23 protein-coding genes, 2 pseudogenes and 1 riboswitch are annotated in these 25,663 nt (G+C 33.6%); of the genes and pseudogenes, 10 read left to right on the top strand and 15 right to left on the bottom strand.

Going from position 1 to position 25,663, the window contains the following annotated elements:
* Positions 1–35: 35 nt before the first annotated feature.
* The 4 genes from CD147_RS01375 to CD147_RS01390 form a co-directional block, all read right to left on the bottom strand.
* A complete protein-coding gene (locus CD147_RS01375; RefSeq protein WP_103165664.1) occupies positions 36–722 on the bottom strand; it encodes a phosphatase PAP2 family protein in 687 nt (228 codons plus the stop codon).
* 277 nt (positions 723–999) lie between these two features.
* Positions 1,000–1,362 carry a Na-translocating system protein MpsC family protein gene (locus CD147_RS01380; RefSeq protein ID WP_103165665.1) on the bottom strand — a complete coding sequence of 121 codons (363 nt, stop codon included), beginning with the start codon at positions 1,360–1,362 and terminating at the stop codon, positions 1,000–1,002.
* Positions 1,363–1,430: 68 nt separating this feature from the next.
* Positions 1,431–4,001 (bottom strand): DUF2309 domain-containing protein, encoded by a 2,571-nt coding sequence (locus CD147_RS01385; protein WP_103165666.1) that lies wholly within the window; start codon positions 3,999–4,001, stop codon positions 1,431–1,433.
* 15 nt (positions 4,002–4,016) lie between these two features.
* Entirely contained in the window at positions 4,017–5,516 is a 1,500-nt protein-coding gene (locus tag CD147_RS01390; RefSeq protein ID WP_103165667.1) for an NADH dehydrogenase subunit 5, read from the bottom strand.
* A gap of 517 nt (positions 5,517–6,033) precedes the next feature.
* Between CD147_RS01390 and CD147_RS12530 the strand changes: the two genes are divergently transcribed.
* Positions 6,034–6,096: an alpha family phenol-soluble modulin gene (locus CD147_RS12530; protein ID WP_103165687.1), complete on the top strand. Its 63-nt coding sequence runs from the start codon at positions 6,034–6,036 to the stop codon at positions 6,094–6,096.
* 817 nt (positions 6,097–6,913) lie between these two features.
* Here the strand turns inward: CD147_RS12530 and CD147_RS01400 are convergent.
* The 5 genes from CD147_RS01400 to xpt all read right to left on the bottom strand — a co-directional run bounded on the left by CD147_RS01400 (position 6,914) and on the right by xpt (position 12,531).
* Positions 6,914–7,138 carry a hypothetical protein gene (locus tag CD147_RS01400; RefSeq protein WP_103165668.1) on the bottom strand — a complete coding sequence of 75 codons (225 nt, stop codon included), beginning with the start codon at positions 7,136–7,138 and terminating at the stop codon, positions 6,914–6,916.
* A gap of 332 nt (positions 7,139–7,470) precedes the next feature.
* Positions 7,471–9,012 carry a glutamine-hydrolyzing GMP synthase gene (guaA, locus tag CD147_RS01410; RefSeq protein WP_103165669.1) on the bottom strand — a complete coding sequence of 514 codons (1,542 nt, stop codon included), beginning with the start codon at positions 9,010–9,012 and terminating at the stop codon, positions 7,471–7,473.
* A gap of 167 nt (positions 9,013–9,179) precedes the next feature.
* Positions 9,180–10,646: an IMP dehydrogenase gene (guaB, locus tag CD147_RS01415; RefSeq protein WP_103165670.1), complete on the bottom strand. Its 1,467-nt coding sequence runs from the start codon at positions 10,644–10,646 to the stop codon at positions 9,180–9,182.
* A 38-nt stretch (positions 10,647–10,684) separates the two neighbouring features.
* The gene (gene pbuX, locus CD147_RS01420; protein WP_103165671.1) at positions 10,685–11,953 is read right to left on the bottom strand and encodes a xanthine permease PbuX; all 1,269 of its coding nucleotides are present in this window, start codon (positions 11,951–11,953) and stop codon (positions 10,685–10,687) included.
* Entirely contained in the window at positions 11,950–12,531 is a 582-nt protein-coding gene (gene xpt, locus CD147_RS01425) for a xanthine phosphoribosyltransferase (RefSeq protein WP_103165672.1), read from the bottom strand. The genes pbuX and xpt overlap by 4 nt, the downstream gene beginning before the upstream one ends.
* 256 nt (positions 12,532–12,787) lie before the next feature.
* Positions 12,788–12,890, bottom strand: a riboswitch (purine riboswitch).
* 213 nt (positions 12,891–13,103) lie between these two features.
* Here xpt and CD147_RS01430 point away from each other — a divergent pair.
* The 3 genes and pseudogenes from CD147_RS01430 to CD147_RS01440 form a co-directional block, all read left to right on the top strand.
* Positions 13,104–13,511, top strand: a complete 408-nt coding sequence (locus CD147_RS01430; RefSeq protein WP_103165673.1) for a general stress protein — start codon at positions 13,104–13,106, stop codon at positions 13,509–13,511.
* A 153-nt stretch (positions 13,512–13,664) separates the two neighbouring features.
* Entirely contained in the window at positions 13,665–14,333 is a 669-nt protein-coding gene (locus tag CD147_RS01435; RefSeq protein ID WP_103165674.1) for a hypothetical protein, read from the top strand.
* 118 nt (positions 14,334–14,451) lie between these two features.
* Positions 14,452–14,950, top strand: a pseudogene (locus CD147_RS01440) (DNA-binding protein); the annotation flags it as partial.
* Positions 14,951–15,504: 554 nt separating this feature from the next.
* Here the strand turns inward: CD147_RS01440 and CD147_RS01445 are convergent.
* Positions 15,505–15,834: an antibiotic biosynthesis monooxygenase gene (locus tag CD147_RS01445; RefSeq protein WP_103165676.1), complete on the bottom strand. Its 330-nt coding sequence runs from the start codon at positions 15,832–15,834 to the stop codon at positions 15,505–15,507.
* Positions 15,835–15,850: 16 nt separating this feature from the next.
* The gene (locus CD147_RS01450) at positions 15,851–16,216 is read right to left on the bottom strand and encodes a YbaN family protein (protein ID WP_103165677.1); all 366 of its coding nucleotides are present in this window, start codon (positions 16,214–16,216) and stop codon (positions 15,851–15,853) included.
* A 224-nt stretch (positions 16,217–16,440) separates the two neighbouring features.
* On the opposite strand from CD147_RS01450, the gene CD147_RS01455 reads away from it, so the two are divergent.
* Positions 16,441–17,829 (top strand): L-cystine transporter, encoded by a 1,389-nt coding sequence (locus CD147_RS01455; RefSeq protein WP_103165678.1) that lies wholly within the window; start codon positions 16,441–16,443, stop codon positions 17,827–17,829.
* An 86-nt stretch (positions 17,830–17,915) separates the two neighbouring features.
* On the opposite strand, the gene nfsA is transcribed toward CD147_RS01455, so the two are convergent.
* On the bottom strand, positions 17,916–18,671 hold the full coding sequence (gene nfsA, locus CD147_RS01460) for an oxygen-insensitive NADPH nitroreductase (RefSeq protein ID WP_103165679.1): 756 nt from the start codon (positions 18,669–18,671) through the stop codon (positions 17,916–17,918).
* A 158-nt stretch (positions 18,672–18,829) separates the two neighbouring features.
* Here nfsA and CD147_RS01465 point away from each other — a divergent pair, with 158 nt between their 5' ends.
* The 4 genes from CD147_RS01465 to CD147_RS01480 all read left to right on the top strand — a co-directional run bounded on the left by CD147_RS01465 (position 18,830) and on the right by CD147_RS01480 (position 23,182).
* Complete coding sequence (locus CD147_RS01465) at positions 18,830–19,609, top strand: 2-keto-4-pentenoate hydratase (protein WP_103165680.1); 780 nt, start codon at positions 18,830–18,832, stop codon at positions 19,607–19,609.
* Between the two features lie 513 nt (positions 19,610–20,122).
* On the top strand, positions 20,123–20,692 hold the full coding sequence (gene ahpC, locus CD147_RS01470) for an alkyl hydroperoxide reductase subunit C (RefSeq protein WP_103165681.1): 570 nt from the start codon (positions 20,123–20,125) through the stop codon (positions 20,690–20,692).
* A gap of 14 nt (positions 20,693–20,706) precedes the next feature.
* Positions 20,707–22,230: an alkyl hydroperoxide reductase subunit F gene (ahpF, locus tag CD147_RS01475; protein ID WP_103165682.1), complete on the top strand. Its 1,524-nt coding sequence runs from the start codon at positions 20,707–20,709 to the stop codon at positions 22,228–22,230.
* Between the two features lie 316 nt (positions 22,231–22,546).
* Entirely contained in the window at positions 22,547–23,182 is a 636-nt protein-coding gene (locus CD147_RS01480; protein ID WP_103165683.1) for an NDxxF motif lipoprotein, read from the top strand.
* 56 nt (positions 23,183–23,238) lie between these two features.
* Here CD147_RS01480 and CD147_RS01485 read toward each other — a convergent pair whose 3' ends face one another.
* Positions 23,239–23,817 carry a histidine phosphatase family protein gene (locus tag CD147_RS01485; RefSeq protein ID WP_103165684.1) on the bottom strand — a complete coding sequence of 193 codons (579 nt, stop codon included), beginning with the start codon at positions 23,815–23,817 and terminating at the stop codon, positions 23,239–23,241.
* 21 nt (positions 23,818–23,838) lie between these two features.
* A pseudogene (locus tag CD147_RS01490) lies at positions 23,839–24,466 on the bottom strand (LysE family translocator).
* Between the two features lie 444 nt (positions 24,467–24,910).
* Between CD147_RS01490 and CD147_RS01495 the strand changes: the two are divergent.
* Complete coding sequence (locus CD147_RS01495) at positions 24,911–25,168, top strand: hypothetical protein (RefSeq protein ID WP_103165685.1); 258 nt, start codon at positions 24,911–24,913, stop codon at positions 25,166–25,168.
* 72 nt (positions 25,169–25,240) lie between these two features.
* Here the strand turns inward: CD147_RS01495 and CD147_RS01500 are convergent, their stop codons facing one another.
* Complete coding sequence (locus CD147_RS01500; protein ID WP_103165686.1) at positions 25,241–25,489, bottom strand: GlsB/YeaQ/YmgE family stress response membrane protein; 249 nt, start codon at positions 25,487–25,489, stop codon at positions 25,241–25,243.
* Between the last annotated feature and the right edge of the window lie 174 nt (positions 25,490–25,663).

Consider the following 25,663-nt stretch of genomic DNA (forward strand, 5'->3'; position numbering starts at 1 on the left):
TCGCCATCTTTCCTTATTTTTCAAATGACTTTGAACTACCTACTATTCTCAGGCTTTTTGGAAAAATTAAGATAAAACAACGGAATGATCATTAGATACAATGCTATCCACAACATACCTAGCGACACGCCTCCTACGACATCTATAATATAATGAGCATGAAAATACACTCGACACCATAATACGCCTAGCCAAATAATGACGGTGATTAGGCTAATAATCAGTCTTAACGCTTTACTTTTGATAATCGGTATAATGACAATAAGTAAGGTAAGCGCTAGTAATGTACTTGCGTTAGAGTGTCCACTAGGGAATGAAAATCCATGGTCACGTATTAAATGATTATACGGGCGTTGTCTCTCTACCATTTGTTTAATTAAATAATTTAATAACGTGCCAGTATATATACTAAGTATTAGCCAAATAGATAGTTTATAGTTTTTAAAAAGCAAGATGAGGGCTAAAAATGCTGTAATGTATAAAATAGATTTAACTTCACCAATTTCAGCACAAAATGTAATAAAATTATGCCAAATATTCCCTTGGAAATGTCGTTGTGGCTTACCAAATTGTTCTGTAACCCAATGTAATGACGCTAAATCTATATTTTGAATAATCCACGTGTTCCAGATTACATTCAAAGCTGCAAAAATAAAAATAAGTAGCCCTACGATAAACATGGGAACGGTTATCGATGGTGCAAATTCTCTCTTCTGTTTCATATTACTTCACCAATTTCTAATTTCGTTTATTTCTCTATATTAAAACATTAATAAGGATAAAAACATCGTTTAATTTTACGTATAATGATTAAATCGTTAAAAATTTCCAATTGACTTACTATACTAACATACGATTCTATTAACTCTCATCATGTCTTTGTGTAAATTGTACACTAAATCGTCAAAATTCGCTTAGTAAATAAAATGGGGCACAGACAGAAATCTAATACTGTTCAAAGATTTCATTGTCTCGCCCCATAAGGTTAATTATTTAGTTTTACAAAGTCTTTTCAAAGTTATCCTCTAATTTAAACACAATCACACGCTCTCCGGTAATCGTGCTTAAATCACTATGGAAGCTATTCACACTAATGTCTGTAATATCTAATATCAGTTGCATTAAGTCGTCTTGCCCTGATTCGACAAGTTCTGAACGTGTACGTTTAATGTTCAGTAAACCTTCTTGCGTTTCACATACACGATATTCTGCAGGCGTTAATACACCTTGTAAATTGACGATAATCATATCGCGTAAGATGTCCGTTTTGACCGATAGGGAACCTCGACCGAGAAAGTCTTTTTCCCATTGCGTGATTGCTGTACTAATTTCTGCTTCGTAAGCGCCTTTAGATTTAGCCATGGTAATCATAATTCTCCTATTGATAGATTAAACTTATTTTATCACTATTTTCGGAAAAACCAAACTCCCTACCAATCTTTCCAACTGTCATGCTCATCGATACTTGCCAAACGTACCCAGTGATTATCTACTTTCTGTTTAAATTTAATATTATTCTCTAGCAAATCCTTAATGTAACTGTCTGGCGCTTGAATCACTACTAAGAGTCGAATAGGTGAATGATAGATTTTGTTATCTGCTGCCATAACAGATTGCCAAGGTAATCCTGCTAGTAAGTCACTCGAATTCCCTTGCATTACACCTACGCCTGAAGTTACCGATTGTGTCGCTTTATTCCCGCTTCCGTAAAAATGTGGCGCTACCGTTGAGGCGTAATATTGTAAATTAATCCATTGAGCTACGAGTGCAGGTCCTGAAATAATTGTATTTAGTATTTGACCATCAGGATCTTTTCGCCAATCATAATTATGTAAGAAAGCACGCCCTTCTAAGTTTGTTCCCTCAGTAATTCGACGTTGTCCGATAATAAACTCTGCATTACGCGCAAGTCCCCATTCTGGACGAATCTCACTCCAGTCGTTCGCAAAACGATGTGCCTCAGCTATAGGATCTTTTACATGTCCTTGATCTAACCCTGGAAGTTGCGCTAATCGTTCTAAATTCGCTTTATAGCTAATTCGTGGCATCGCTTCTTCTAACGTGTTAAATGCTTGTTGTGCTTCAGGCGTTAATTCTGGCATATAAATCCATTCTAATTCGTCGACTGATGTTTTATGTTCAGCCGCGACAAACACTGTTTCATCTGGAATAGTAATATTTTCAGCTTTTAAGCTTTCTCGTACATGGGGCAAGTTACACATCATCGCAAGTAACTTAGCGTTAAAACCACTTGAAGCACCACCACAGGCGCCACACTCTAATGTGGCATGATATGGATTGTTATTGGATTGACTACCATGTCCACCGAGAACGATTAATGGTGCGAAATTTGTAGTTAAATCCATAAGTTGCAACGCCTGTTTTGTAAAGGTAACTTGTTCTTCTTCAGTAAAACCGACTGGTAAATTTCCATACGCGCCATGTTCACGATTAATTGTTAACTTAGCTTCGGGTTTTTTCAACCAATTCTTAGTAAATTTACGTACAAAGTTGCCCGTTTTCTTTGGCATTAGTGTACTGGCTAACGTATTTAAACTTAAGAACGGTCCACTGAGTTCTGGTAAAAGTAAACTTGGCAAAACATTATGTTTCATCAATTTAAATGTATAAAACATAGACGTTACTGAGTTCTGTTGTTGATTATAAGTATTTAGGGCATGACGATCTGCATATTCTTTAATTGTGTAAGCAGGTGGCACCATAACTGGTAAAGAGTTATGACTAAACTGTTCATCTAATACTTCTTTGCGAATAGGTAAACCGAAGAATCCTGCAATACCAATCGTTTCAAATGGTCCTTCACTTTCTAAATGACGACGAAACGGTTCTGACCGCACATCGATGCAAAATGCTAATTGCACTTGTGTAGAGGGTTTCTCTTGAGCATTAGAGTTATCGTATATATCTTCTACTAGTTTACGTTCATGTGTTTCTTCCCATGCTTCAAGCCATAATTTTTTAAAGTAAAGTGGGTTAAAGTCATGCGCAAAGCTTAAATGTTCAATTTGATCCGAAATACTCATTGATGCCCATTCATCAATAGACATTTCTCCATAGTAAAGCCACTTACTTACTAATTCTTTAATACGTCTTTCGACATTTAAGACTGCCGGGCGACTCATTTTTTCAGTATCTAATAGAATACATTCCATTGTTAAACGGATAGCTAAATATTGTGTTAATAAATCCGCTTCTCGCTCACGTTGTTCGGAGCGATAATACATCATGCCGGCCCAACCTGGTAAAGATAATAGATGCCCTGTTAAATATGATTCACGTTCATCTTCCGCGATATCTAAATGATTTAACGCCATAATTAATGCTTCTCTATAATCATTGGGCAATGTTTTGACCATTTTACGTTGTGTCTTAGTCAACATAGGATCATGTTGCGCTAAATGTAACCACCCTATGTAAAATCCTTCTTCACGTTTAGGCATCGTCCAACTTGATTGAAAATTATCTAAATAAAGCTTTGACCATTTAATTATATGTGTATTTAACTCATCCATAAGCGATTCACCTTTAGCATTAAAGGCGTTAGCACTTTTTGAACGTGCATATTTAAATGGTTCGTTTTCAAATACACTTTTAAGTTTTGATACTTCTATTTTTAAATACGCTTCTTTAGTAATTAAATCGGTTGGTACATCTTGAATACGCATTGCGTTTTTACAATAAGTGTCAATATGGTCTTGTGGCACTGCAGTCTCGTATGATTGAACTGCTTGTTTAAGTTCTTCTTCAACGAGAGTTTTGTCGATTTCGCCATTTTTCAAAGCAGTCATCACAGAAGCATGGCTTGGATATAAATCAATGTCACGCACATGTTTAAACCATTGGGCTACTTGATCGAACGTCTGGTGTTCCATTTCTTCCCAGGGGTTACGTGCTGCAAATATTGAAATAGGTGAAAGTGGTGTAATCACACGACGTGCCGATTTAACAGTATCTTCAATATTATATTTAGTTATAGTCATGTAAGGTTTCACCTCTTATAAATATTTTTTCAAATAGTTAGGATGGCTTTCAACAGATTTAAATTTTGCTTCTCCAATCTTAACGAGCCATAGATATACTTTCGCAAAAGCTGTTGAATCACGACGACGTGCTACCCAAATACTAAATATGCTACCTAGCACAAGGATGGCTATACAAATCATCACACTTACTAATGGTGGGTGTGATGTAATCATATAGACATTATGTAAAAGACTCACAAATATTTGATGTGTCACCACGTAAACTACTGCTACGATAATGAGCATAGCTATGCCAATTACGCGACCCATAACCCCTCTATTAAGGGCTACGAGTTGATTCCAAGATACAGATAATGACCATGCAAGAATAAACGCACTAATTAATGTATACGACGTGTGGTCACTCATAATGAAAAAGATAACTGCTATGACTATAGCAAGAGTTCTACCTAACACCGTCCATGCATATGAGCGTTTCACGTTTGGTGGTGTTGGAATATTAAAACGTTTGACGATAGAACCTGATTGTAAGAATAATGTCGCTTTAAACACACCGTGTAAAATCAAATGAATAACTGCTGCCGAATAAACACCTAATGCACATTGCACGAGCATAAAGCCCATTTGACTCATCGTTGAGCCCACTAACTGACGTTTATAATCCACATGTACTAAGCTAATTCCTGAACCAATAAGTACTGAAATACTAGAAATAACTAACAGTACAGTTAAAGCGATATTATTATCAAACACTGGTGAAAATCGTGTAAGAATAATTCCTCCAGCATTCACAATACCAGCATGCATGATGGCCGATACTGGCGTAGGTGCTACAACGGATTCAATTAACCAACTTTGGAAAGGATATTGCGCTGCTGGAATAATCACAGCAAGTACAAGTAATAAATCGATAATGAGTTTCAAACCATAACTCATGACGTTGTCATAGTCTTGTGATGGATCAATGACCCACTCCCCGGTACCTATGTAAAAGACAACCACTGCTAAAAGCAATGCCCCCCAGCCAATAATAAATGAGCGTGCTGAAACCTTTGCAGCTTCTGCCGGCACCTTCCATGATTGGTTAAGTCGAATCAGTTGAGTCAGACACCATAATGTAAGCCCCCAACAAACGACCATTAAACGTAAATCATTACTTAGCCAGCCAATTGACGCAAATATCGTCGTGCAAGTGTATAAAGGAAAATATTTACGATAGTTGCGATCACCAAGTAAATATCGAGTTGAGAACTTTTGAATAATAAAACCTAAAGCTAAGACGAAGACACCCACTAGCCAAGCGAGTTTATCTAATGCAAATACACCAACGACTTCTCTGCCATTTACTGTTATTAATCCGATAACTCCTACAATGACAGGTAATAAGAGTAAAGTTAAATGTAAACGTATGTATTTTACAGGAACAGATGGAATTAAAAATATTATTCCACTTAACACTGCAATGACAAGCGTTACGAAAAATAAGATCAGTAATAAACTTGAACTTAACATTGCCGCTCCTCCATGTTTTAAAACTTTTTAATTTTCATAGTGCTTATAGTATTAACAATATAAGAAAATGCCTGCAATAGTCTAGTTTTATCCCTATAATGAGAGGTTTCACTAACTATTGCAGGCTTCTTTATGAACGCATTTAATTAATATGTAAATACTTTTTCAAGCTACCTTATATGTATGTTTTAGCTACACATGTCTTACCCTTCAATTGCACAATGATGAGCACACCTTGCACAATTGCCTGATACAAACCTATGTAAATTTTAGACGTAATAAATACAATATAAGAAAATATTGAATAAATGTCAATCTCCTAGGACGTTAGGAATAGTTTTGTGAGCTTGCATTTGCTTATATTTATAAAAAATAAGCAACTAGGCATGAAAAAATGTGATTTTTCGTCCCCAATCCAACACTTACGAAGCGCTTTCATTAACTTAGGAAATAACGTCCTTTTATCGATATTTCAACGTTATACTTTAGATAACATTTAATAAGGAGGTAATTCCAAATGTCAATCATTTCAGGTATTATTGAAATTGTTAAATTTATCATCGACTTAGCTACAAAATAATTCGCATATTTCGTACATAAAATTATAAGACCAAGATAGAAATCGTTTGAGATTTCTACCTTGGTCTTTTTATATAAAAAGTGTGCGCCAAATTGATAAATTGTTATCAATTGAGCGCTCGTGGATAAAATGAATTTCTTTGTTTAACTATAAAATACCATACTTTTTCTCGTTTGCATGTAACAATTATGTGAAAACGCTTAAAAAATTTTAAAATTCTCTCAAAAATTTAATTATTCACTTGATTAATTGTGACAATTTAAGCTTGTAAAAGCGTAAAATTTCACAGATAATATAAATTAAGTATTAAAACAAACACTTTTCAAAAAGTTGTAGAATAAAAAGTCTGAAATATTTATATAAAAATTATCTACAATTTATCAATGGTGAGCCCACGAAGTCGAGGTCTTTGAAATTATATTAGACTTTTAGTCAACTCCCATTTCATCTTAGAAAGGAACACCAATGAAAACATTAAATTTTATTAATCTATTATCGGTTTTTTTAACTATTGTATGTCTTTTTATTGTCTATTCTTCGTTATTTACCGATTTATATCGCCACACTTTCTTTAGCCTATGGTATTGGCCAGGCGCTCTTATATTATTCTTCACATTAATGTTTAATGCTTTATGTTTACTCCTAAATTCTAAAATCTTTTTAAATATTTTCTTGTTTATCACAAACATCGTGTTATTGACTATGTTCACGCTACCCTTTTTCCAAATTTAGCTAGGTTATAAGTGTGGAGTTTTTTAAGTTGAAAATGAGTTTCTGATGTAGTTGTACAATATTAAATGAGCTTTTAAGACGATAGTTAGCCAATTAATACAAGGTATACGCCACCTGCAAGAGTAGTAAATTTAAATAAATCATTTTTCGTTAAATCACCTAATAAAATGACACAAAGACCTACTATCGCAAGTTGGTGCTCATATTCAGTTAAGCCCATAAGTTGACCAACCATCATAATCACACCGTAAATGATGTACCCTATCATAAATACTAAAGCCATATAGCTTAATAAGTTAATTATTTTCAAAATTACCCAATCCCTTAGCAATAAAATAAATATAGACTCAATATACCAAAATATATGCGACACAAAGGTTGTAGAGTGAAAAATGTTATTTCTTTATCCAAGATTACAAATGGAGAATTATATTTACTATAGGCAATACGGAGGGATAATTAATAGAATCTATCGCACAAAAATAGATGGTTGGGAAAAGATAAACAACTCTGATTTTAACCGTATCGAATTCGAGGCGGTTAAAAATCAAACTGGTCCAAACAATTTAGTTTTAACTTCTAAAAGATGTAAAAAACACCCTCTAACCGTTATGGCTAGAGGGTGTTATCATCTTATACCTTTTACTCCCATTCTATAGTGCTTGGGGGCTTAGAAGTAATGTCATAGACAACGCGATTCACGTGGTCTACTTCGTTAACGATGCGACTTGAAATCTTTTGTAGAACTTCCCAATCGATACGGGCAAAGTCACTTGTCATACCATCAATTGAAGTAACGGCACGGATACCTACAGTATGATCGTAAGTACGGTAGTCACCCATTACACCTACAGATTGGATGCCTGGTAGAACTGTAAAGTATTGCCAGATATCTCTTTCAAGACCTTCTTCACGTACAACTTCACGTAAAATCGCATCAGATTCACGTACGATTTCTAATTTATCTTCTGTAATTTCACCTAAAACACGGATACCTAGACCTGGTCCAGGGAATGGTTGTCTCCAAACTAAATGTTCTGGAATACCTAACTCAATACCTAACGCACGTACTTCATCTTTAAATAACGTGTTGATAGGTTCAATCAGTTCAAATTCCATATCTTCCGGTAATCCGCCTACATTATGGTGAGATTTGATTGTTTGAGCAGTCTTCGTACCAGATTCAATCACATCAGTATATAATGTACCTTGTGCTAAGAAATCAACATCTGTTAACTTAGCCGCTTCATCATCAAATACATAGACAAATTCATTACCGATGATTTTACGTTTTTGTTCAGGGTCAGACACGCCTTTTAATTTATTCATAAAGCGGTCTTGAGCATTAACACGAATAATATTCATATCAAAGCCTTCGCCAAATTGTTCCATTACCATATCGCCTTCGCCCTTACGAAGTAAACCATGATCTACGAAGATACAAGTAAGTTGGTCACCAATAGCTTTATGTAATAATACCGCTACTACAGATGAATCTACCCCACCACTCATCGCGCATAATACTTTACGGTCGCCAACGCGTTCGCGAATCTTTTCAATCTCAATTTCAATAAAGTTTTCCATCGTCCATTCACCCGTACAGTTACATACACGGCGAACGAAGTTTCTTAATAAGTCATTACCATATTCTGTGTGACGTACTTCAGGATGGAACTGTACACCATAAATACGGCGCTTTTTATCTTCAATCGCAGCGTAGTTAGTACTTGGACTATCAGCGATAACTTCAAAACCTTCTGGAATTTCAATAACTTTGTCAGAGTGACTCATCCATACTGTTTGTTTAGCAGGTAAACCGAAGAATAACTCATCAGATTTTGCATTAATTGTAGCTTTACCATATTCACGTTCATTAGCGCGTTCAACTTTTCCGCCTAAAAGTTTCGTCGTTAATTGCATACCATAACAAATTCCTAATACAGGTACGCCTAAATTATAAATTTCAGGGTCGATTGTAAATGAACCTTCTTCATACACTGAATTAGGGCCGCCTGAAAGAATAATACCTTTAGGGTTCATACGCTTAATTTCTTCAATAGACATTTCATGATCGTGCAATTCACTGTAAACGCCCATTTCACGAATACGACGCGTAATAAGTTGGTTGTATTGACTACCGAAGTCTAAGACAAGAATTAACTCTTGTTCTTTAGCCATTTCCATAATTGTGAGTCTCCTTTAAATTTAATTTATGTAAATAGTAGAGAAACGCTTTCCCAATGCTTTGTTTTAAGGGCTTCTTGAAAATGAATTACCCCATTCAACAACCACATTTAAATAGAAAAGCGTCCTCTAGCTTTATCTCACAAACTTACTCGTTCAACTTGATATTAAAATGAATAGTTTGGTGATTCTTTAGTAATTTGTACATTATGTGGGTGACTTTCTGCTAAACCAGCAGGACCCATACGTGTAAATTGAGCTTCTTCACGTAACGTTTTCAAATCAGGTGAGCCAGTATAGCCCATACCAGCTCTTACGCCTCCCATAAGTTGATAAATTGTATCTTGTAATGGGCCTTTATAAGCTGTACGACCTTCGATACCTTCTGGAACGAATTTTCTAGGGGCTTTATCTTCTTGGAAGTAACGGTCGTTTGAACCTTTTTCCATAGCTCCTAAAGAACCCATGCCACGATAAACTTTATATTGTCTACCTTGGAATACTTCAGTTGCGCCTGGACTTTCTTCAGTACCAGCAAGAAGACTACCTAACATCACAGCGTGCCCACCAGCTGCTAAAGCTTTGATGATATCGCCTGAGAATTTAATACCACCATCAGCAATAATTGCTTTGCCGTGTTTACGTGCTTCAGTTGCACAGTCATAAACGGCTGTAATTTGAGGTACACCTACGCCTGCTACCACACGAGTAGTACAGATTGAACCAGGTCCGATACCAACTTTAACAACGTCCGCGCCAGCTTCAAATAGAGCGCGTGTTGCTTCTGCTGTAGCTACGTTACCTGCAACGATAGTAATGTCAGGATATTTTTCTTTCATTTTTCTAACTTGTTCAATTACACCTTTAGAATGGCCATGTGCTGTATCAATAATTAATGCATCAACGCCAGCTTCTACTAATTTTTGTGCACGAATTTCTGTATCTTTAGACGTACCAATGGCTGCCGCTGCTAATAAGCGACCGTGTGCGTCTTTAGCTGCATGCGGGAATTCAAGTACTTTTTCAATATCTTTAATTGTAATTAAACCTTCTAGACGACCGTTTTCAACTAATGGTAACTTTTCGATTTTATGTTCTTGAAGAATTGTTTCTGCTTCATCTAATGTTGTACCAACTGAAGCAGTAATTAAGTTTTCTTTTGTCATTACATCAGAAATTTTAATTGAAAAGTCTTCAATAAAACGTAAATCACGGTTAGTTAAAATACCAACAAGTTGTCTTGATTCTTCATCGCTAACAATAGGTACACCAGAGATGCGGTATTTACCCATTAATGCTTCAGCTTCATATACACTTTCATCTGGAGTTAAGAAGAATGGATTTGTAATAACGCCATTTTCTGAACGTTTAACTTTTTGAACCTCTTCAGCTTGTTCTTCAATGCCCATGTTTTTATGAATGACACCTAAACCACCTTGACGTGCCATAGCAATTGCCATTTTTGATTCAGTTACTGTATCCATACCCGCTGAGATGACTGGGATATTTAATTTAATCTTATCTGATAATTCCACACTTAAATCAACATCGCTTGGTAATACATCTGATGCAGCTGGAATTAATAGAACATCGTCGAAAGTTAATGATTCTTTAGCAAATTTATTTTCCCACATTTATAATACAGCCTCCATTTTTTATAAAGTTAGTCTTATTATTTCACATTTTCTTCACTTTGTTTATACTTCAAGCCATTAAAAAAGAAATTAAGAATAATAGCTGAAATCGCTCCTAATACAATACCATTCTGAGTTAACCATGCAAATTGCTCACCTAAAGCTTTAAAGGCTTGTGGTACTGCACTAATACCCGTTCCTAAACCAACAGACACCGCAATAATCAGTAAATTATTTTGATTTTTAAAATCGATGTGTCCTAAAATACTAACACCATATGCCATGACCATGCCAAACATTGCTATCATAGCACCACCTAAAACTGGTAAAGGAATGATGTTAGCCAGTGCACCTAACTTAGGAATACAACCACAGATTAGAAGTAATATAACCATGCCATAAATAATCTTATTCTTTTTAGCACCTGAAAGAGATACTAAGCCTACATTTTGAGAATAGGCAGTGTAAGGAAAGGAATTAAAAATTGATCCTAAAATAATCGCAAGACCTTCCGCAGTGTAACCCTTTCGAAAATCTTTACGTTCAAGCTTTCTACCAGTGATTTCACTCAATGCATGATAAACACCTGTAGATTCAATTAGACTGACAATAGCTACAATCGTAAACACTAAAGTAGCGCCGACATCAAAGCCAAAGCCAGAGAAACGAAACGGGCGCGGAATGCCAAGCCAATGTGCTTCCCCAACTTGATTAATATCTACTGCACCTAATAAACTCGCCAATATAGTACCTATGACTAAGCCTAAGAGTATGGCAATCGATTTTAAAAAGCCTGTTGTGAACCGTTGCAATACCAAAATAACGACTAGCGTTACGCCTCCTAAAATTAAATTTTTAGAATCACCGTAGTCTTTGGCGCCTTCTCCTCCAGCCAAATAATTCATCGCAACCGGCATTAAATTGATACCAATGATAGTTACGACACTGCCAGTAACAACCGGTGGGAAGAATTTGACTAAGTATGAAAAGAACGGTGCAATGATAACGACCAGAATACCTGATAAGAATAAAGAACCATAAAGTACATCTAAGCCTTTCGTTTGGCCTATCAAAATCATAGGTGCTACAGCGGTGAACGTACATCCTAGTACAATAGGTAAACCCGTACCCGTCACTTTATTCGCTTGTAAAAACGTAGCAACTCCACACATAAAAATATCGACGGTTACTAAATAAGCAATTTGTTCAGGAGTAAATTTAAGGCTTGTACCTACGATAATTGGTACTAGAATAGCCCCCGCATACATTGCTAATAGATGTTGCAAACTTAAAATAAAATTCTTCATTCGTCTTCACTCAATAAAGTAACTTTATTACCTTTTAAAGAGGCTACTTTGCATAATGAAGACACAGTTAAACCTGCCTCTTCTAATCTTTGTCTGCCATCTTGGAAGCTTTTCTCCACGACAATCCCGATACCTACAGTTTTAGCTTTTGCTTGCTGTGCAATATCATAGAGGCCTAAAGAAGCATCTCCATTAGCTAAGAAGTCATCGATAATTAAAACTGTATCATTGTCATCTAAAAATTCTTCGGAAACAATGACCGTACTCGTTTTATTTTTAGTAAAAGAGTGTATATCAGTAGCGTAAAATCCATCTTTTAATGTGCTTGGTTTAGCCTTTTTCGCAAATAAGCAAGGAACATCAAAATGTAGTGCAGCCATAATAGCGGGCGCAATACCTGAAGCTTCAATAGTTAAAATCTTCGTTACACCTTGATCTTTGAATTGCTCATAAAAAACTTTACCTACTTCATGCATTAACTTCGCGTCGATTTGATGATTTAAAAAACCATCAACCTTTAAAATCTTCTCATCAATAACAACGCCATCTTCTTTGACCTTTTGTCTGAGCGCTTCCACTTCAAAACCTCCTAAAATTGTATACAAAAAAATCCTCAAACGTCATAACGAGTTCCAGGATCTATGAGTGAACAGTCAATACATTGTAATATACAATTTCAAGAAGATGACGATTTAAATGCATCGTTTAAATACTTTATTTTTAAAAAGTTGTTCAACTTCATTGAGCCAGTCTGAAAGCTTAGCCATATTCTAAAATCAAACAATTAATATATAGTATTTCTAGATAGCATTTAAATATACGTCTATTTTCTAGCCGTATTGTTACTGAACTCATAGTCATGTCGTTTGCGGCAACATGGTAGAAACTTCTAAAGCCATATTCTTCAGATTATATGAGCGATATAAATTATTTACTGATGATAGCAAATTTTCGTCTTATTTTCAATATAATAAAGAGAGTTGAAGCTCGTTATTACAATACTTGAGAATGTAAGCGTATAACAAGATGGGATGAAGCGTTATTTGTAAACTCCATCGATTTAATTATATAATAAGTATAGTTTAGTTTTATAAGCGCTTATTAGGGTATATTTTAATAAAAGTAGGACGAAAGATGGAGGGCGATTAACATGGCAGATTTTACTTTATTAGACAAACAAGATGAAATTTATAATGCTATTGAAAAGAAAAAGGCTGAAGGCTATTCTGACAACGAATTATATGTAATTAGTAAAAGTAAATTGCACTTAGATGATTTACATAATTCTCAAATTACATTAATTGCTACAAGTGGTTCATTTAGTGACCGTATGTCAAGATTATTAACTGGTGAAGACGGTGAAGAAGCTGTCTTAACTCGTTTTAACTTAACTGAAGAACGTTTAGAAGAATATAAACAAGAAGTCTTAAAAGGTAAATTCTTAGTAGTTGCTACTAAAGACAACACATCGCATAATGAAGTTGAAGAAAACAATTCAGCTTATGAAGAAATTGATATTACACATTATGCTAATGAATCTAAAGGTCCTAAATCATAATTACTAGTTCTAATAACCACAACTTACCGTAAGATGAACTTTCACAATAGTTCATTTTGCGGTGTTTTTATTATTCTAGAATTTTTATAATTATATAAGCTATCCTATTTGTAAATGTGCTATACTATAACAAAAAATTACGGGGGTGACGTCGTGGAATTTCATACAATTGAATCTTTAAAAGATGAATATTTTGATAAAGCGGTCGAATTCTACAATCAACAATTGGATATTAACTTTTATGAAAATAGCGCATTAATTAAACAATCCTTGCAAAACAACAAAACCGAAAATGATTATGCTATTGTGGTTGGCACAGAAAAGAATGAAATCGTGAGCCTCGCCTTGGCTCATTATGAAGCCACGACTAATTCAGCATTTCTAGTCCACTTAATGATATCTCCTTCATCAAACTATGATGCATTATTTGCGCATACCCTTGAAAAAATTGAAGGCCAATTAAATAAACTATCTCAAAAAGTACATTCTCGCGACATTAACTTCATGATGATAGAAGTACCAAAAGAATATAGCACAGAGGTAGAATTTGATGAAGAAAAGTTAGCACATCGTCAACAATTATTATTAAATAATAGTTTTGAAAAACAAAGTGAAATTAATTATCTTCATCCTAACTATACTAAAGATGAGGAGCCTTTTGAGGTAGACTTATTTATTAAATCTAATATTGAGCTCACAAAAGACATTTATCCAGCTAGTGTGAAATCGAATTATATACTTAAATATGTTTTTGCTAACGGTATTGCAAGAGAAATTATTTATACACTTTTAGAGAAAATGAATTTACGTCTTCCATTGTAAGAACACTTGAAATGAGCGGTATAAAGGGTTAAACTAGTATGCGAGGTTAGACTGACGTTTCACTGGCCGAAGACAAACGTCAGTGTACATAAATATTTACATGAAAGGACTTCGAGCTATGTTAACTAAAGAATTTGCTCAACGCGTCGAACTAAGTGAAAAACAAGTCCGTAAAATTGTCCAACATTTAGAAGAACGTGGCTACCAACTTAGTAAGACCGAATATCGTGGCCGTGAAGCTACTGATTTTAAAGATGAAGATATTGAACTTTTCCAAGATATTGCGGAAAAAGTTAAACAAACTAATAGTTATGATTTAGCCTTTGAAGAATTAGAAAAGGAAAAAGACTTTTTACAAGTCATTGTTAAAGATGATAATGAACAGTTACCTACTGACAATGGCGTTTCTCAATTAGTAGATGATTTACGCTCTGAAATTCAAAAAATGCGTGAAGAACGCCAAATGCTTGGTCAAATGATCAGCCAAGTTCATCAACAGCAAAACGAATTAAAAGAGCTACAAAGCCAAATCACTGAGAAATTAGAAACTAACAATCAATCGTTGCTTGCGATTCAAAACTCTCAAGAAGCTATTCAAACTGCTCAAAAAGAACAATCAGAATACACTAAAAATAGTTTAGTTAAAGAGATTAATGATAATAATCAACAATCAATTGATACATTAAAAGAAGATATTAAAACACAACAATCACAATCTTCCCCTCTTGGCAGACCAACTGAAGAGAAAAAAGGATTTTTAGCACGTTTGTTTAATCTTTAATGAGATGAGAAGTCTAATACAAATCAAGGACTTTATTATCTATTACAAGTAAAACCAAAATTGGGACTATAATTGCTCATCAGAAACAGCCTTAAGGTGATTTTATCTAAATTATCTTAAGGCTGTTTCTATATGGTTATAAAATTCAATAGTTAACAGTAAACTTAGATTTATCTTTAGTTTAAATTTGCTTTTTAGCTGATTTACAGATTCTTTCACTTGTATCTGACATTGCTACATCAAAGCTATCTTGGGCAAATAATTTTGCCAATTCAAAATCGAGTCTTGAAGATAATCCAGTAATCACTACTAATTTTTTTCACTCATATCTATCTCTCTAGCTTAAAATTCTATATAAGTTATCAAAATACCCAAATATTTCATTTAATACTATTTCTCGTATTGTTTATATTTATAAGCAACTTCATAAGTGCTAACTTCATTTTTTAAAATAGGACTCTCACTATCTTCACTATGTTGTCTTACATTTTTATGTGCATTTTTAAATTCATCTGAATGTAACCAGTTATTAAATGCATCTTTCGACTCCCATATAGTTAGTATTTTAACTTCATCTACATCGTTAGTGTCGTTAGTGATGGTTACTATCATATCTTTAAATCCTTTAATATTTTCAATGCCTTGTCGATTATTAAAACGTGCTGCTGTTTCTTTAGCGCTACCTTTTTTTAATTGCAAATAATTTTCTGCCATAAACATGAGTTATGTCCCCCTTTTAATTTTCCGGAAGTGTTTTTACAAAAGTGAATAGAACTATTGTTTGTAGACATACCATTATTACCAATCCAATTCTTACGAGAGTATTATCAATCATAAAAATTGAAAATCCAATAACTATATATAAACTAAGCAAAAGCTTAAATTTATTTTTTAAGGTGTAGCCTTTATTATTTCGAAAGCTTTCAACGTAATTTTTATATATTTTAGTGTTTACTAACCAGTTTCTAAATTTTTCTGAGCTATTAGAAAAACAAATAACAGCTACTAGCAAAAAGGGAGTTGTTGGTAATAAAGGTAAGACAACTCCTACAAAACCAATTATGGTAAATAAGACTCCTACCGTTATTAGAAAATATTTCAAAAACAAACCTCCTATTGATAATCATTATCAATTATATAATAGAAAATTATCTTAGTAAATAACCAACAAAACAATTAATAAATAATTTTATATATTTAATTATATTAATAATAAAAACAAGGTTATATACATCTTTTTACTTTTAGGTATTGAATTAACAGCTAAACAGTATTATTCTTATTAAGTATATCGGAATTAAAAATTGCACAAAGGAGATTAATTTCATGGGGACGTTTTTTACAATTATTAATATTGTTATAATGATTGCCTTTATTGTTGGGCTATTTATTATGGCTAAGAAACATGTGTCATTCCCAAAAAGAGTTTTTACTGCCCTAGGTGTAGGGATTATATTCGGGATAGCTTTACATCTAATATATGGCGTTAACTCTAAAGTAATCGAAACAACTACAGATTGGTTCAGTATTGTCGGAGACGGCTATGTTGCTTTATTACAAATGATAGTTATGCCATTAATCTTTATTTCAATCGTTTCTGCATTTAGCAAAATACAAATTGGTGATAAATTCGCTAAAATTGGTTCTTATATTTTTATGTTCTTAATTGGTACTGTAGCAATAGCTGCTATAGTAGGGATTTTTTATGCAATTGTATTTGGCTTAGACGCTTCAAGTATTGACTTAGGTAGCGCAGAAAGTTCACGCGGAAGCGAAATTAGTAGTAAGGCCAAAGATTTAACTGCAAATACATTGCCTCAACAAATTCTAGAATTATTACCAAGTAATCCGTTCTTAGATTTCACTGGTCAAAGAACGACTTCTACAATTGCTGTTGTTATCTTCGCAGTCTTTGTAGGATTTGCATGCTTACGTGTGGCACGTAAACAACCTGAACACGGGGACTTATTAAAACGTGGTATCGATGCTATTTACTCTCTTGTTATGGCAATTGTTACTTTTGTTTTGAGATTAACACCGTATGGTATCATTGCTATCATGGCTTCTACAATTGCTACAAGTGACTTCGAAGCAATTTGGACGCTAGGTAAATTTATGATCGCATCTTACGCTGCCTTAATCACAATGTATATTATTCACTTAATTATCTTAGCAGTTATGGGTATTAACCCTATTCGTTATGTTAAGAAAACATTAGAAGTATTACTATTCGCCTTTACTTCACGTTCAAGTGCTGGTTCATTACCATTAAATGTTCAAACCCAAACGCAACGTTTAGGCGTACCGGATGGTATAGCTAACTTCTCAGCCTCATTCGGTTTATCAATTGGACAAAATGGTTGTGCAGGTATCTATCCAGCTATGCTAGCAATCATGGTAGCACCAGTTGCGCATGTAGACATCGATTTACAATTTATTCTGACTTTAATCGGTGTAGTAGTAATTAGTTCATTCGGTGTTGCTGGTGTTGGTGGCGGTGCAACATTCGCTTCAATCCTTGTTTTATCAACACTTAATTTACCAGTAGCTTTAGCTGGTGTCCTTATCTCTATCGAACCTATTATCGACATGGGACGTACTGCATTGAACGTTAATGACTCTATACTTGCTGGTACAGGTACAGCTAAATTAACTGGTAATCTCGATAAAGAAAAATTTAATTCAGATCAATATGGTGATTTATCTACTAATTAATAATTTGATTAGTAAAGCGTAGCCGACATTCCAATGTTGTCATATATCAACATTACGGAAACATGGGCTACGCTTTTTTATATTCTTTATCTTTTCATAAAGCCTGCTTTATTTAATTGTTCTAACATGTCTAAACGAGCCTTTTTACCTAAGAACCCGGCTACTTGTTGTGACCACGTTTCTGAACGTTGTCCGTTCGTACGTTCTTTATAATAATTACTAACACGCTCATCATATTTTTCTAATTCTTCTTGTTGTTCTTTCTTATTACTATTGTATACGTTCTTATGGAATACATGTTCAAATGGTAAACGTGGTTTTGGCGAGCCATTTTCATCCTCAGAAGGTTCGCCTACTGCCATTCCAAATAACGGGAATGCATACTCAGGTAAGTCTAAAATTTCACGTACGCGACCTACGTCATTACGTAATGAACCTAAATAAACGATACCATAGCCCATATCTTCAGCAGCTAAAGCTATATTTTCAGATACTAATGCTACATCAATTGCGCCTACTAATAAGTTTTCTGCTGATTCAAAAGACGTTTCCATATCAATATCTACTTTTTCATTAATTAGACTATGACGATAATAATCTAAAATAAATACAAATAAGTAACCATTATCTACCACATAAGACTGCCCTGAGACCTCTTTTAACTGTTCTTTTATTCTAGGATCATCAACACCAATAATTGAATATGTTTGTAAATAACTTGATGTAGAAGCGCTCTGGCCAGCTTCAACTAACTTTCTCACTGTTTTTTCACTTAACGGGTTATTTTTAAATTTTCTTACCGAATGGTGTCTTTTCATTAAATCATAAACATAGTCTGCCATCACATTATCTCCTTTTATCCTTAGTATTTATATCGTAACAATTTATATTTAATTTTTCTTTTAAAATGACCTCACAATACTACTTAAACGGTTTGCATGAAGACCTAATTATAGTTATCATAATAATAACAATTTTCAGAAATTTAAGGAGAGATATTATGACTCAAGTAAATAAAGAAGTATCGAACGCCTTATATCAAGCATACGTTTCTAAACAACATATCGAATTTGTAAGTAAATCCTTCAACATTAGCGAATCAGAAGCATACAAAACACAAGATGATCTAATTAACCAACTTAATACCAAAAACGACACTACTGTTAAAGGCTACAAAGTAAGTATGACGAGCGCTGCTACGCAGGCCATCGCTAATACTGATGAGCCAGCCTATGGAACAATATTATCAAACCAAGTCGTATTTAATGATGCTAATGTATCATTGGCCAATTTATTTGATCCATTACTAGAACCTGAAATTATTTTTGAGCTGACAGCCGATCTCCCTGAAGATGCGGATAACCAAACTATACTAGAAAGTGTGAAAATAGCTCCTGGTATAGAAATCCCTGATGCTCGCTATAAAGACTGGTTCCCTAATTTTACTTTAAGTGATTTAATTTCAGATAATACGGCTACTGGTTTAATCGTTGTTGGTGAGCGCGTAACACCACTCGAATATAATCAGTTTGCAGATATTAATTTAAAATTATTTAAAGATGGAACTCAAATTAAAACAGGCCACTCTAGCGAAGTACTCGGTAACCCAGTTGAAGCTATTAAGTGGCTCAATAAAAAGTTACATTCTCATGGTAAACAACTTCAAAAAGGACAATTTATTTCATCAGGTACGTTTATCTCTCCTTTACACTTAGAACAAGGTAAGTATACTGCTGAATATGATAAAGTTGGTTCTGTTACTGTTCAAGTTGTAGAATAACAATTCATTTAAATAACGTTGAGCAATTAATATAAAAAACATCTTAGCTTTTAGTTCATGCAACCTCGTGGGGACGGGATAACGAAATCTTTGAAATTTTATAGTTTCTATCCCCTCCTCTTTCTTTTTCATCTTCTTCACTAAATATAAACGTTGCTTGCTGACGTTTTACTTTTTCATTTTCAAAAAAAAATTCTTCTAGAGACTATTCATTATCAAATACTAATGTTTAGTTGAGAATGATAAAGGATAATTGATAGTAAGAAGTATTTGAAATTTACATTGTTTAATAAAAAATCTTAAAATTCAATACTTCTTAAACTTCTTAACACAATATTAAAAATCCTAATATAACACTATTAACACAATGATTTTACAGCTATAAGCACATTAAGTTGACGAATAAGAACTGAAGTGCAATAATAATAACTAAGAGATTAGAATTATTATAAATAAGCAATGATTATTATGTAGTTCTAATTAATTTTACGAAAATCAGGAGGAATTTAAGTTATGTCTTTAATTAACAAAGAAATTTTACCATTCACAGCGCAAGCTTATGATCCTAAAAATGACGAATTCAAAGAAGTAAGCCAAGATGATTTAAAAGGTTCATGGAGTGTAGTATGCTTCTACCCAGCTGACTTCTCATTCGTATGTCCAACTGAATTAGAAGATTTACAAAATCAATATGATAAATTACAAGATTTAGGCGTAAATGTATTCTCAGTTTCAACTGACACTCATTTCGTACACAAAGCTTGGCACGATCATTCAGATGCTATTAGTAAAATCCAATACCACATGATTGGTGACCCTTCACAAACAATCACTCGTAACTTCGATGTATTAGATGAAGAAGTTGGTTTAGCTCAACGTGGTACATTCATCGTTGACCCTGATGGCGTAGTACAAGCCGCTGAAATCAATGCAGACGGTATTGGCCGTGACGCTAGCACATTAGTAAATAAAATTAAAGCAGCACAATATGTACGTAAACATCCAGGTGAAGTATGCCCAGCTAAATGGGAAGAAGGTTCTGAATCATTACAACCAGGATTAGACTTAGTAGGTAAAATTTAAGGAGGCATTAAAAAATGCTTAATGTTGATTTGAAAGAACAATTACAACAACTCTTAGGCCTTATGGAAGGCGACGTTGAATTCAGAGCTAGCATAGGTTCTGATGATAAATCTAGAGAGTTAAAAGAACTTTTAGATGAAATCGCTGAGATGTCTGAACATATCACTATTGTTGAAAAAGAATTAAAACGTACGCCAAGTTTTACAATCAGTAAACCTGAAGAAGAAAACGGCGTAACATTTGCTGGTATTCCTTTAGGCCACGAATTTAACTCACTTGTACTTGCTATCTTACAAGTAAGCGGTCGTGCGCCTAAAGAGAAACAATCAATTATTGACCAAATCAAAAGTTTAGAAGGCCATTACAACTTCGAAACTTATGTAAGTTTAACTTGTCAAAAATGTCCAGATGTCGTACAAGCACTAAACTTAATGAGTGTTGTTAACCCTAACATTACTCATACAATGATTGATGGTGCTGTTTTCCGTGAAGAATCAGAGGATATTATGGCAGTACCTGCAGTGTTCTTAGACGGTGAAGAATTTGGCAATGGTCGTATGACTATTTCAGATATTTTAACTAAACTAGGAAGCACTCAAGACGCTTCTGAATATGAAAATAAAGACCCATACGATGTATTAATCATCGGTGGTGGACCAGCAAGTGGTAGTGCTGCAATTTATACTGCACGTAAGGGTTTACGTACAGGTATTGTCGCTGACCGCATTGGTGGACAAGTTAACGATACAGCAGGTATCGAAAACTTTATTACTGTTAAAGAAACAACAGGTTCTCAATTTTCTGCTAATTTAGCAGCACACATTGAAGACTACGATATTGATACTATGACAGGTATCCGCGCTACAAATATTGAGAAAACTGATCAAGCTATTCGTGTAACACTTGAAAATGATGCAGTTCTTGAAACAAAAACTGCTATTATTTCAACAGGAGCAAGTTGGCGTAAACTTAATATCCCTGGCGAAGATCGCTTAATTAATAAAGGGGTTGCTTTCTGCCCTCACTGTGATGGACCATTATTTGAAAATAAAAACGTTGCAGTAATAGGTGGCGGTAACTCTGGTGTCGAAGCTGCTATTGATTTAGCTGGTATCGTGAAACATGTTACTTTATTTGAATATGCATCTGAACTTAAAGCAGATACTGTATTACAAGATCGTTTACGTTCTCTATCAAACGTAGATATCCATACAAATGCTAGAACTGCTGAAGTTTTAGGTGAAGACCATGTAACTGGTATTAGTTACGAAGACTTAGCGTCAGGTGAAATGAAAGAATTAAGCCTAGATGGTATCTTCGTACAAATTGGTTTAGTTCCAAATACTAGTTGGATTGGTGACGCAGTAGAATTGAATAACCGTGGAGAAGTTGTTATCGACCGCAATAACAACACTAACGTTCCGGGAATCTTTGCTGCTGGTGACGTTACTGATCAAAAAAATAAACAAATTATTATTTCAATGGGCGCTGGTGCCAATGCAGGCTTAAACGCGTTTGATTATATCATTAGAAATTAATAATTATTAGAAACTAAGTTAACCAAACTACTATTCCAAAAAACTGTTAGAATTTATTTCTATAAACAGACACTTAACCTATCAAATATCTTCGTGTAGCAGAAGCTCTTAATGAGCATTCTGCTTTTTTTATTTTTTCTTACTTTTATATAGTTTTCAAAAAATCATAAAATAACCTTTTTCAAGATTGCCACAAATTGTTCATAGATTGTAAATAATTTTAAGCTTCAAACGTTCAAATCTTTTTCTATAAATGATACTCTATTATTATGCTTAAAAGTAGATGTTTGACTGATAAAGGAGATTATTGAAATCTATGAAAAAGAGTATGATAATAGGTGTCTTTTTAACGTTGTTACTTACTTTAAGTGCCTGTGCGCCTCAAGAAGATAATCAAAAAACAAGTAGTAATCATCATCATAAGAATGGTGTCAACGCGCCTGAGCACGCTAAAAATTTAACTGAGAGCGATATCTTTTCATCTGATAAAAAAGGTCAAAAACTTAGTGAAGATGAAATGAATAAAGCAATTAAAAAATATTTAGATGTTAATAGCGATATTTTAGATAATAAATATGTAATGCAAAGCGAAATTGATCGTCAAAGTACTGGACAAACTCGAGTGACAGATGAACAAGCTAAAAAACTGAGCAATCTTTCTAACTTAGCCGTAAAAAACGATTTACATTTCAAGAAATTTGTTAAAAACAATACTCTTCCTAGCGGATATAAAGAAAATGTGGACCGCATTATTAACTATTTCCACGCGTTAAATAGTACAATTTCTGACGTCGATAAAAGCATTGAAGAACTCAATTACGAGCCTCAAAATACAATAAATGTAGTAGATGTACCTACACATTATGCTGGCGATGTTAATGGTAAACAACAAGATAAAATCCAGAAATTCTTAGATGATAAAAATATTAAAACTGATGTCTTAGATAAATAGAAGTAACTCCCAATATGATTAAGTTATATTAACTCTAATCAATATTGGGAGCTTTTTTATATTTCTATGCAATATGGCTTACAGTTTTCCACATTATAGTCTAAAGCTTCTTTTTCAGATATCATTTCAAAGTAAACTAAAATACATCTGATTACCACTTGATGTGCAACAATAACAACAGCATCGTCTTCTTTGTGTGCCACATTTTCAAAAAATGATTGCACCCTATAATAAACGTCTCTATAGCTTTCACCTTCTGGAGCTTTTTGCGTAAAACTATGTCTAAAATCTTTATAATCGGGATGATTAAAATAACGACTAAACTGTTCTTCTTGCGCCAATTTATCTTTATATTTGCCATCAAACACACCTAGAGAACGTTCGCGTAATAACGATGTAATGGTTGTAGGTATTTTATAAGGAAAGATATGGCGATACGTTTCTTGAGTACGTGTTAAATCTGAAACATAAACATGATCGACTTGTATATCTTTAAAATACGTTTCTAGAGCCTTCGCTCCTGCCACACCCTTCTCTGTGAGTGACACATCTAATTGGCCACAGAAGTAAGAGCGATGATGTTTATTGTCATAATTAGATTGAGATTCACCGTGTCTCACTAAATATATTTTCATTTTTTATTCCTCTTTTTTTAATTAGCTACTTTTACTTAACAATAAATTAAATGATAATCCTATTAAAATTAGACCTACACAATAATCGAATATTGCTTTAATTTTAGTATTACTAAAAAGTAATTTAATGTAACTAAAGATATATACACAAAATATAAACCAGCACAAAATTACTGTAACTACTATTAGTGATATTATAGTTATCTGTAATTTAATTTCCATACCATCATTTGATAAAAATTGAGGAAGAACACTTATATAATATAGTAGTGCTTTAGGATTTAAAATTGTACTTAAAAATCCTTGTCGATATGAAGTAAAATAATTTATATTATTCACTTCACTATTTTTAACATTAAATTTCATTGGTCGTCTAGCCATAAAAATACTTTGAATACCTAAATAAATTAAATAGATAGCACCTAATATTTTAATTGTTAAAAATAAATAGTATAAACTTGTTAATATATATAATGCCAAAAATTGCTAACGAAGAATAGACAATATGCGCTGAACTTATACCTAGTGCCGCCATTATACCGTTCATTTTTCCGCCGTTAATAGTATTTTTCGTAACTATTAAAAAATCAGGCCCTGGCACAATTATGATAAGCAATGTAATTGTTATAAAAGTCAATAATCCTTCCATGCAAAGACCCCCTTCGATAAAATTTATATCTATTATGCCATATTTGTATATGAGATTGAAGGTAGTCTTACAATAAAACATCTAAATATAATAAACGTCTCTCAATTAAAAATTTTTACAATTTTTATAGTAATGAAAAAATTTCGTGATTTTTAAGGAATTATGATTGTCTTTAGAATAGAATACATGATACTATAAATGTGTAGTTAGCGATAACTACAAAGTCTTTTATATTCATGAACATAATACTCCTGGGTGACGCCTTAACCCGACGTCACCCTATTTTTATGCCATTTTTTAATTTATTTTCCTTTAAAAATAAAGTTAATAACCACATATTATTTATGAAATGATAATCATTCACATTTAAGTAAAACCCCTGTCATTATGCACTTTTAAATGATACATTGAAGGTAGCAAATTACAAATACTGGGGGTGCAATAATGGAATTATTAGATTATAAAATGATAGACGAAGAACTTATTGCCACTGTAAGATCAACTCACGGTCATATATTTAAATATTCTTTCAATACCGAAACACCTGAATATGAAATTTTAGAAGTACTTGAAGAAATAAATAACCATGTAGATAATGGCAGACATCCATTAGGTTGTGAAATTATTAAAAATTATGATTATGACGATGTTCATAACTATAATATTGCAACACAATCACCTAGTAGAATTATCATAAACTAAACTTCTGATTATTATATATACAAAAAAGAGGACTACTTATTACAAGCAGCCCTCTTTTATCATCTATAAACATTATTTTCTTAAAGCACGTAAAATTAATGATACTACGAAAATAACGATAATTGCACCGATTAATGCTGGGATAATTGGTACTCCGCCCCATACAGGACCCCAAGTACCTAATAATTTACTACCTACAGCTGAACCGATTAATCCAGCGACGATGTTACCGATGATGCCGCCTGGAATATCTTTACCCATAATCATACCGGCAATCCAACCGATTAAGCCGCCGACGATTAACATAACAATAAAGCCCATAGTTTAACTCTCCTTATTTTCTATTTTTTATTCACTTCTTACTTGTACCACCTCACCACATATATAAACATTTTTATTGAAATTTTTTAAACTTTTTTTAGAACTTAGAACAGAATATATTTTAATAAATTCATACATAGTTTTCATATTTATCTAATTTTTTCATTTTAGTTT

Source organism: Staphylococcus devriesei (assembly GCF_002902625.1).
In the GTDB taxonomy this organism is placed as follows: Bacteria; Bacillota; Bacilli; order Staphylococcales; family Staphylococcaceae; genus Staphylococcus; species Staphylococcus devriesei.

Coding starts and splice junctions, on each gene's coding strand:
- CD147_RS01375 (WP_103165664.1), bottom strand. CDS start 722: ATGAAACAGAAGAGAGAATTTGCACCATCGATAACCGTTCCCATGTTT.
- CD147_RS01380 (WP_103165665.1), bottom strand. CDS start 1,362: ATGGCTAAATCTAAAGGCGCTTACGAAGCAGAAATTAGTACAGCAATC.
- CD147_RS01385 (WP_103165666.1), bottom strand. CDS start 4,001: ATGACTATAACTAAATATAATATTGAAGATACTGTTAAATCGGCACGT.
- CD147_RS01390 (WP_103165667.1), bottom strand. CDS start 5,516: ATGTTAAGTTCAAGTTTATTACTGATCTTATTTTTCGTAACGCTTGTC.
- guaA (WP_103165669.1), bottom strand. CDS start 9,012: ATGGAAATGGCTAAAGAACAAGAGTTAATTCTTGTCTTAGACTTCGGT.
- guaB (WP_103165670.1), bottom strand. CDS start 10,646: ATGTGGGAAAATAAATTTGCTAAAGAATCATTAACTTTCGACGATGTT.
- pbuX (WP_103165671.1), bottom strand. CDS start 11,953: ATGAAGAATTTTATTTTAAGTTTGCAACATCTATTAGCAATGTATGCG.
- CD147_RS01430 (WP_103165673.1), top strand. CDS start 13,104: ATGGCAGATTTTACTTTATTAGACAAACAAGATGAAATTTATAATGCT.
- CD147_RS01445 (WP_103165676.1), bottom strand. CDS start 15,834: ATGTTTATGGCAGAAAATTATTTGCAATTAAAAAAAGGTAGCGCTAAA.
- CD147_RS01455 (WP_103165678.1), top strand. CDS start 16,441: ATGGGGACGTTTTTTACAATTATTAATATTGTTATAATGATTGCCTTT.
- nfsA (WP_103165679.1), bottom strand. CDS start 18,671: ATGGCAGACTATGTTTATGATTTAATGAAAAGACACCATTCGGTAAGA.
- CD147_RS01465 (WP_103165680.1), top strand. CDS start 18,830: ATGACTCAAGTAAATAAAGAAGTATCGAACGCCTTATATCAAGCATAC.
- ahpC (WP_103165681.1), top strand. CDS start 20,123: ATGTCTTTAATTAACAAAGAAATTTTACCATTCACAGCGCAAGCTTAT.
- ahpF (WP_103165682.1), top strand. CDS start 20,707: ATGCTTAATGTTGATTTGAAAGAACAATTACAACAACTCTTAGGCCTT.
- CD147_RS01480 (WP_103165683.1), top strand. CDS start 22,547: ATGAAAAAGAGTATGATAATAGGTGTCTTTTTAACGTTGTTACTTACT.
- CD147_RS01485 (WP_103165684.1), bottom strand. CDS start 23,817: ATGAAAATATATTTAGTGAGACACGGTGAATCTCAATCTAATTATGAC.
- CD147_RS01495 (WP_103165685.1), top strand. CDS start 24,911: ATGGAATTATTAGATTATAAAATGATAGACGAAGAACTTATTGCCACT.
- CD147_RS01500 (WP_103165686.1), bottom strand. CDS start 25,489: ATGGGCTTTATTGTTATGTTAATCGTCGGCGGCTTAATCGGTTGGATT.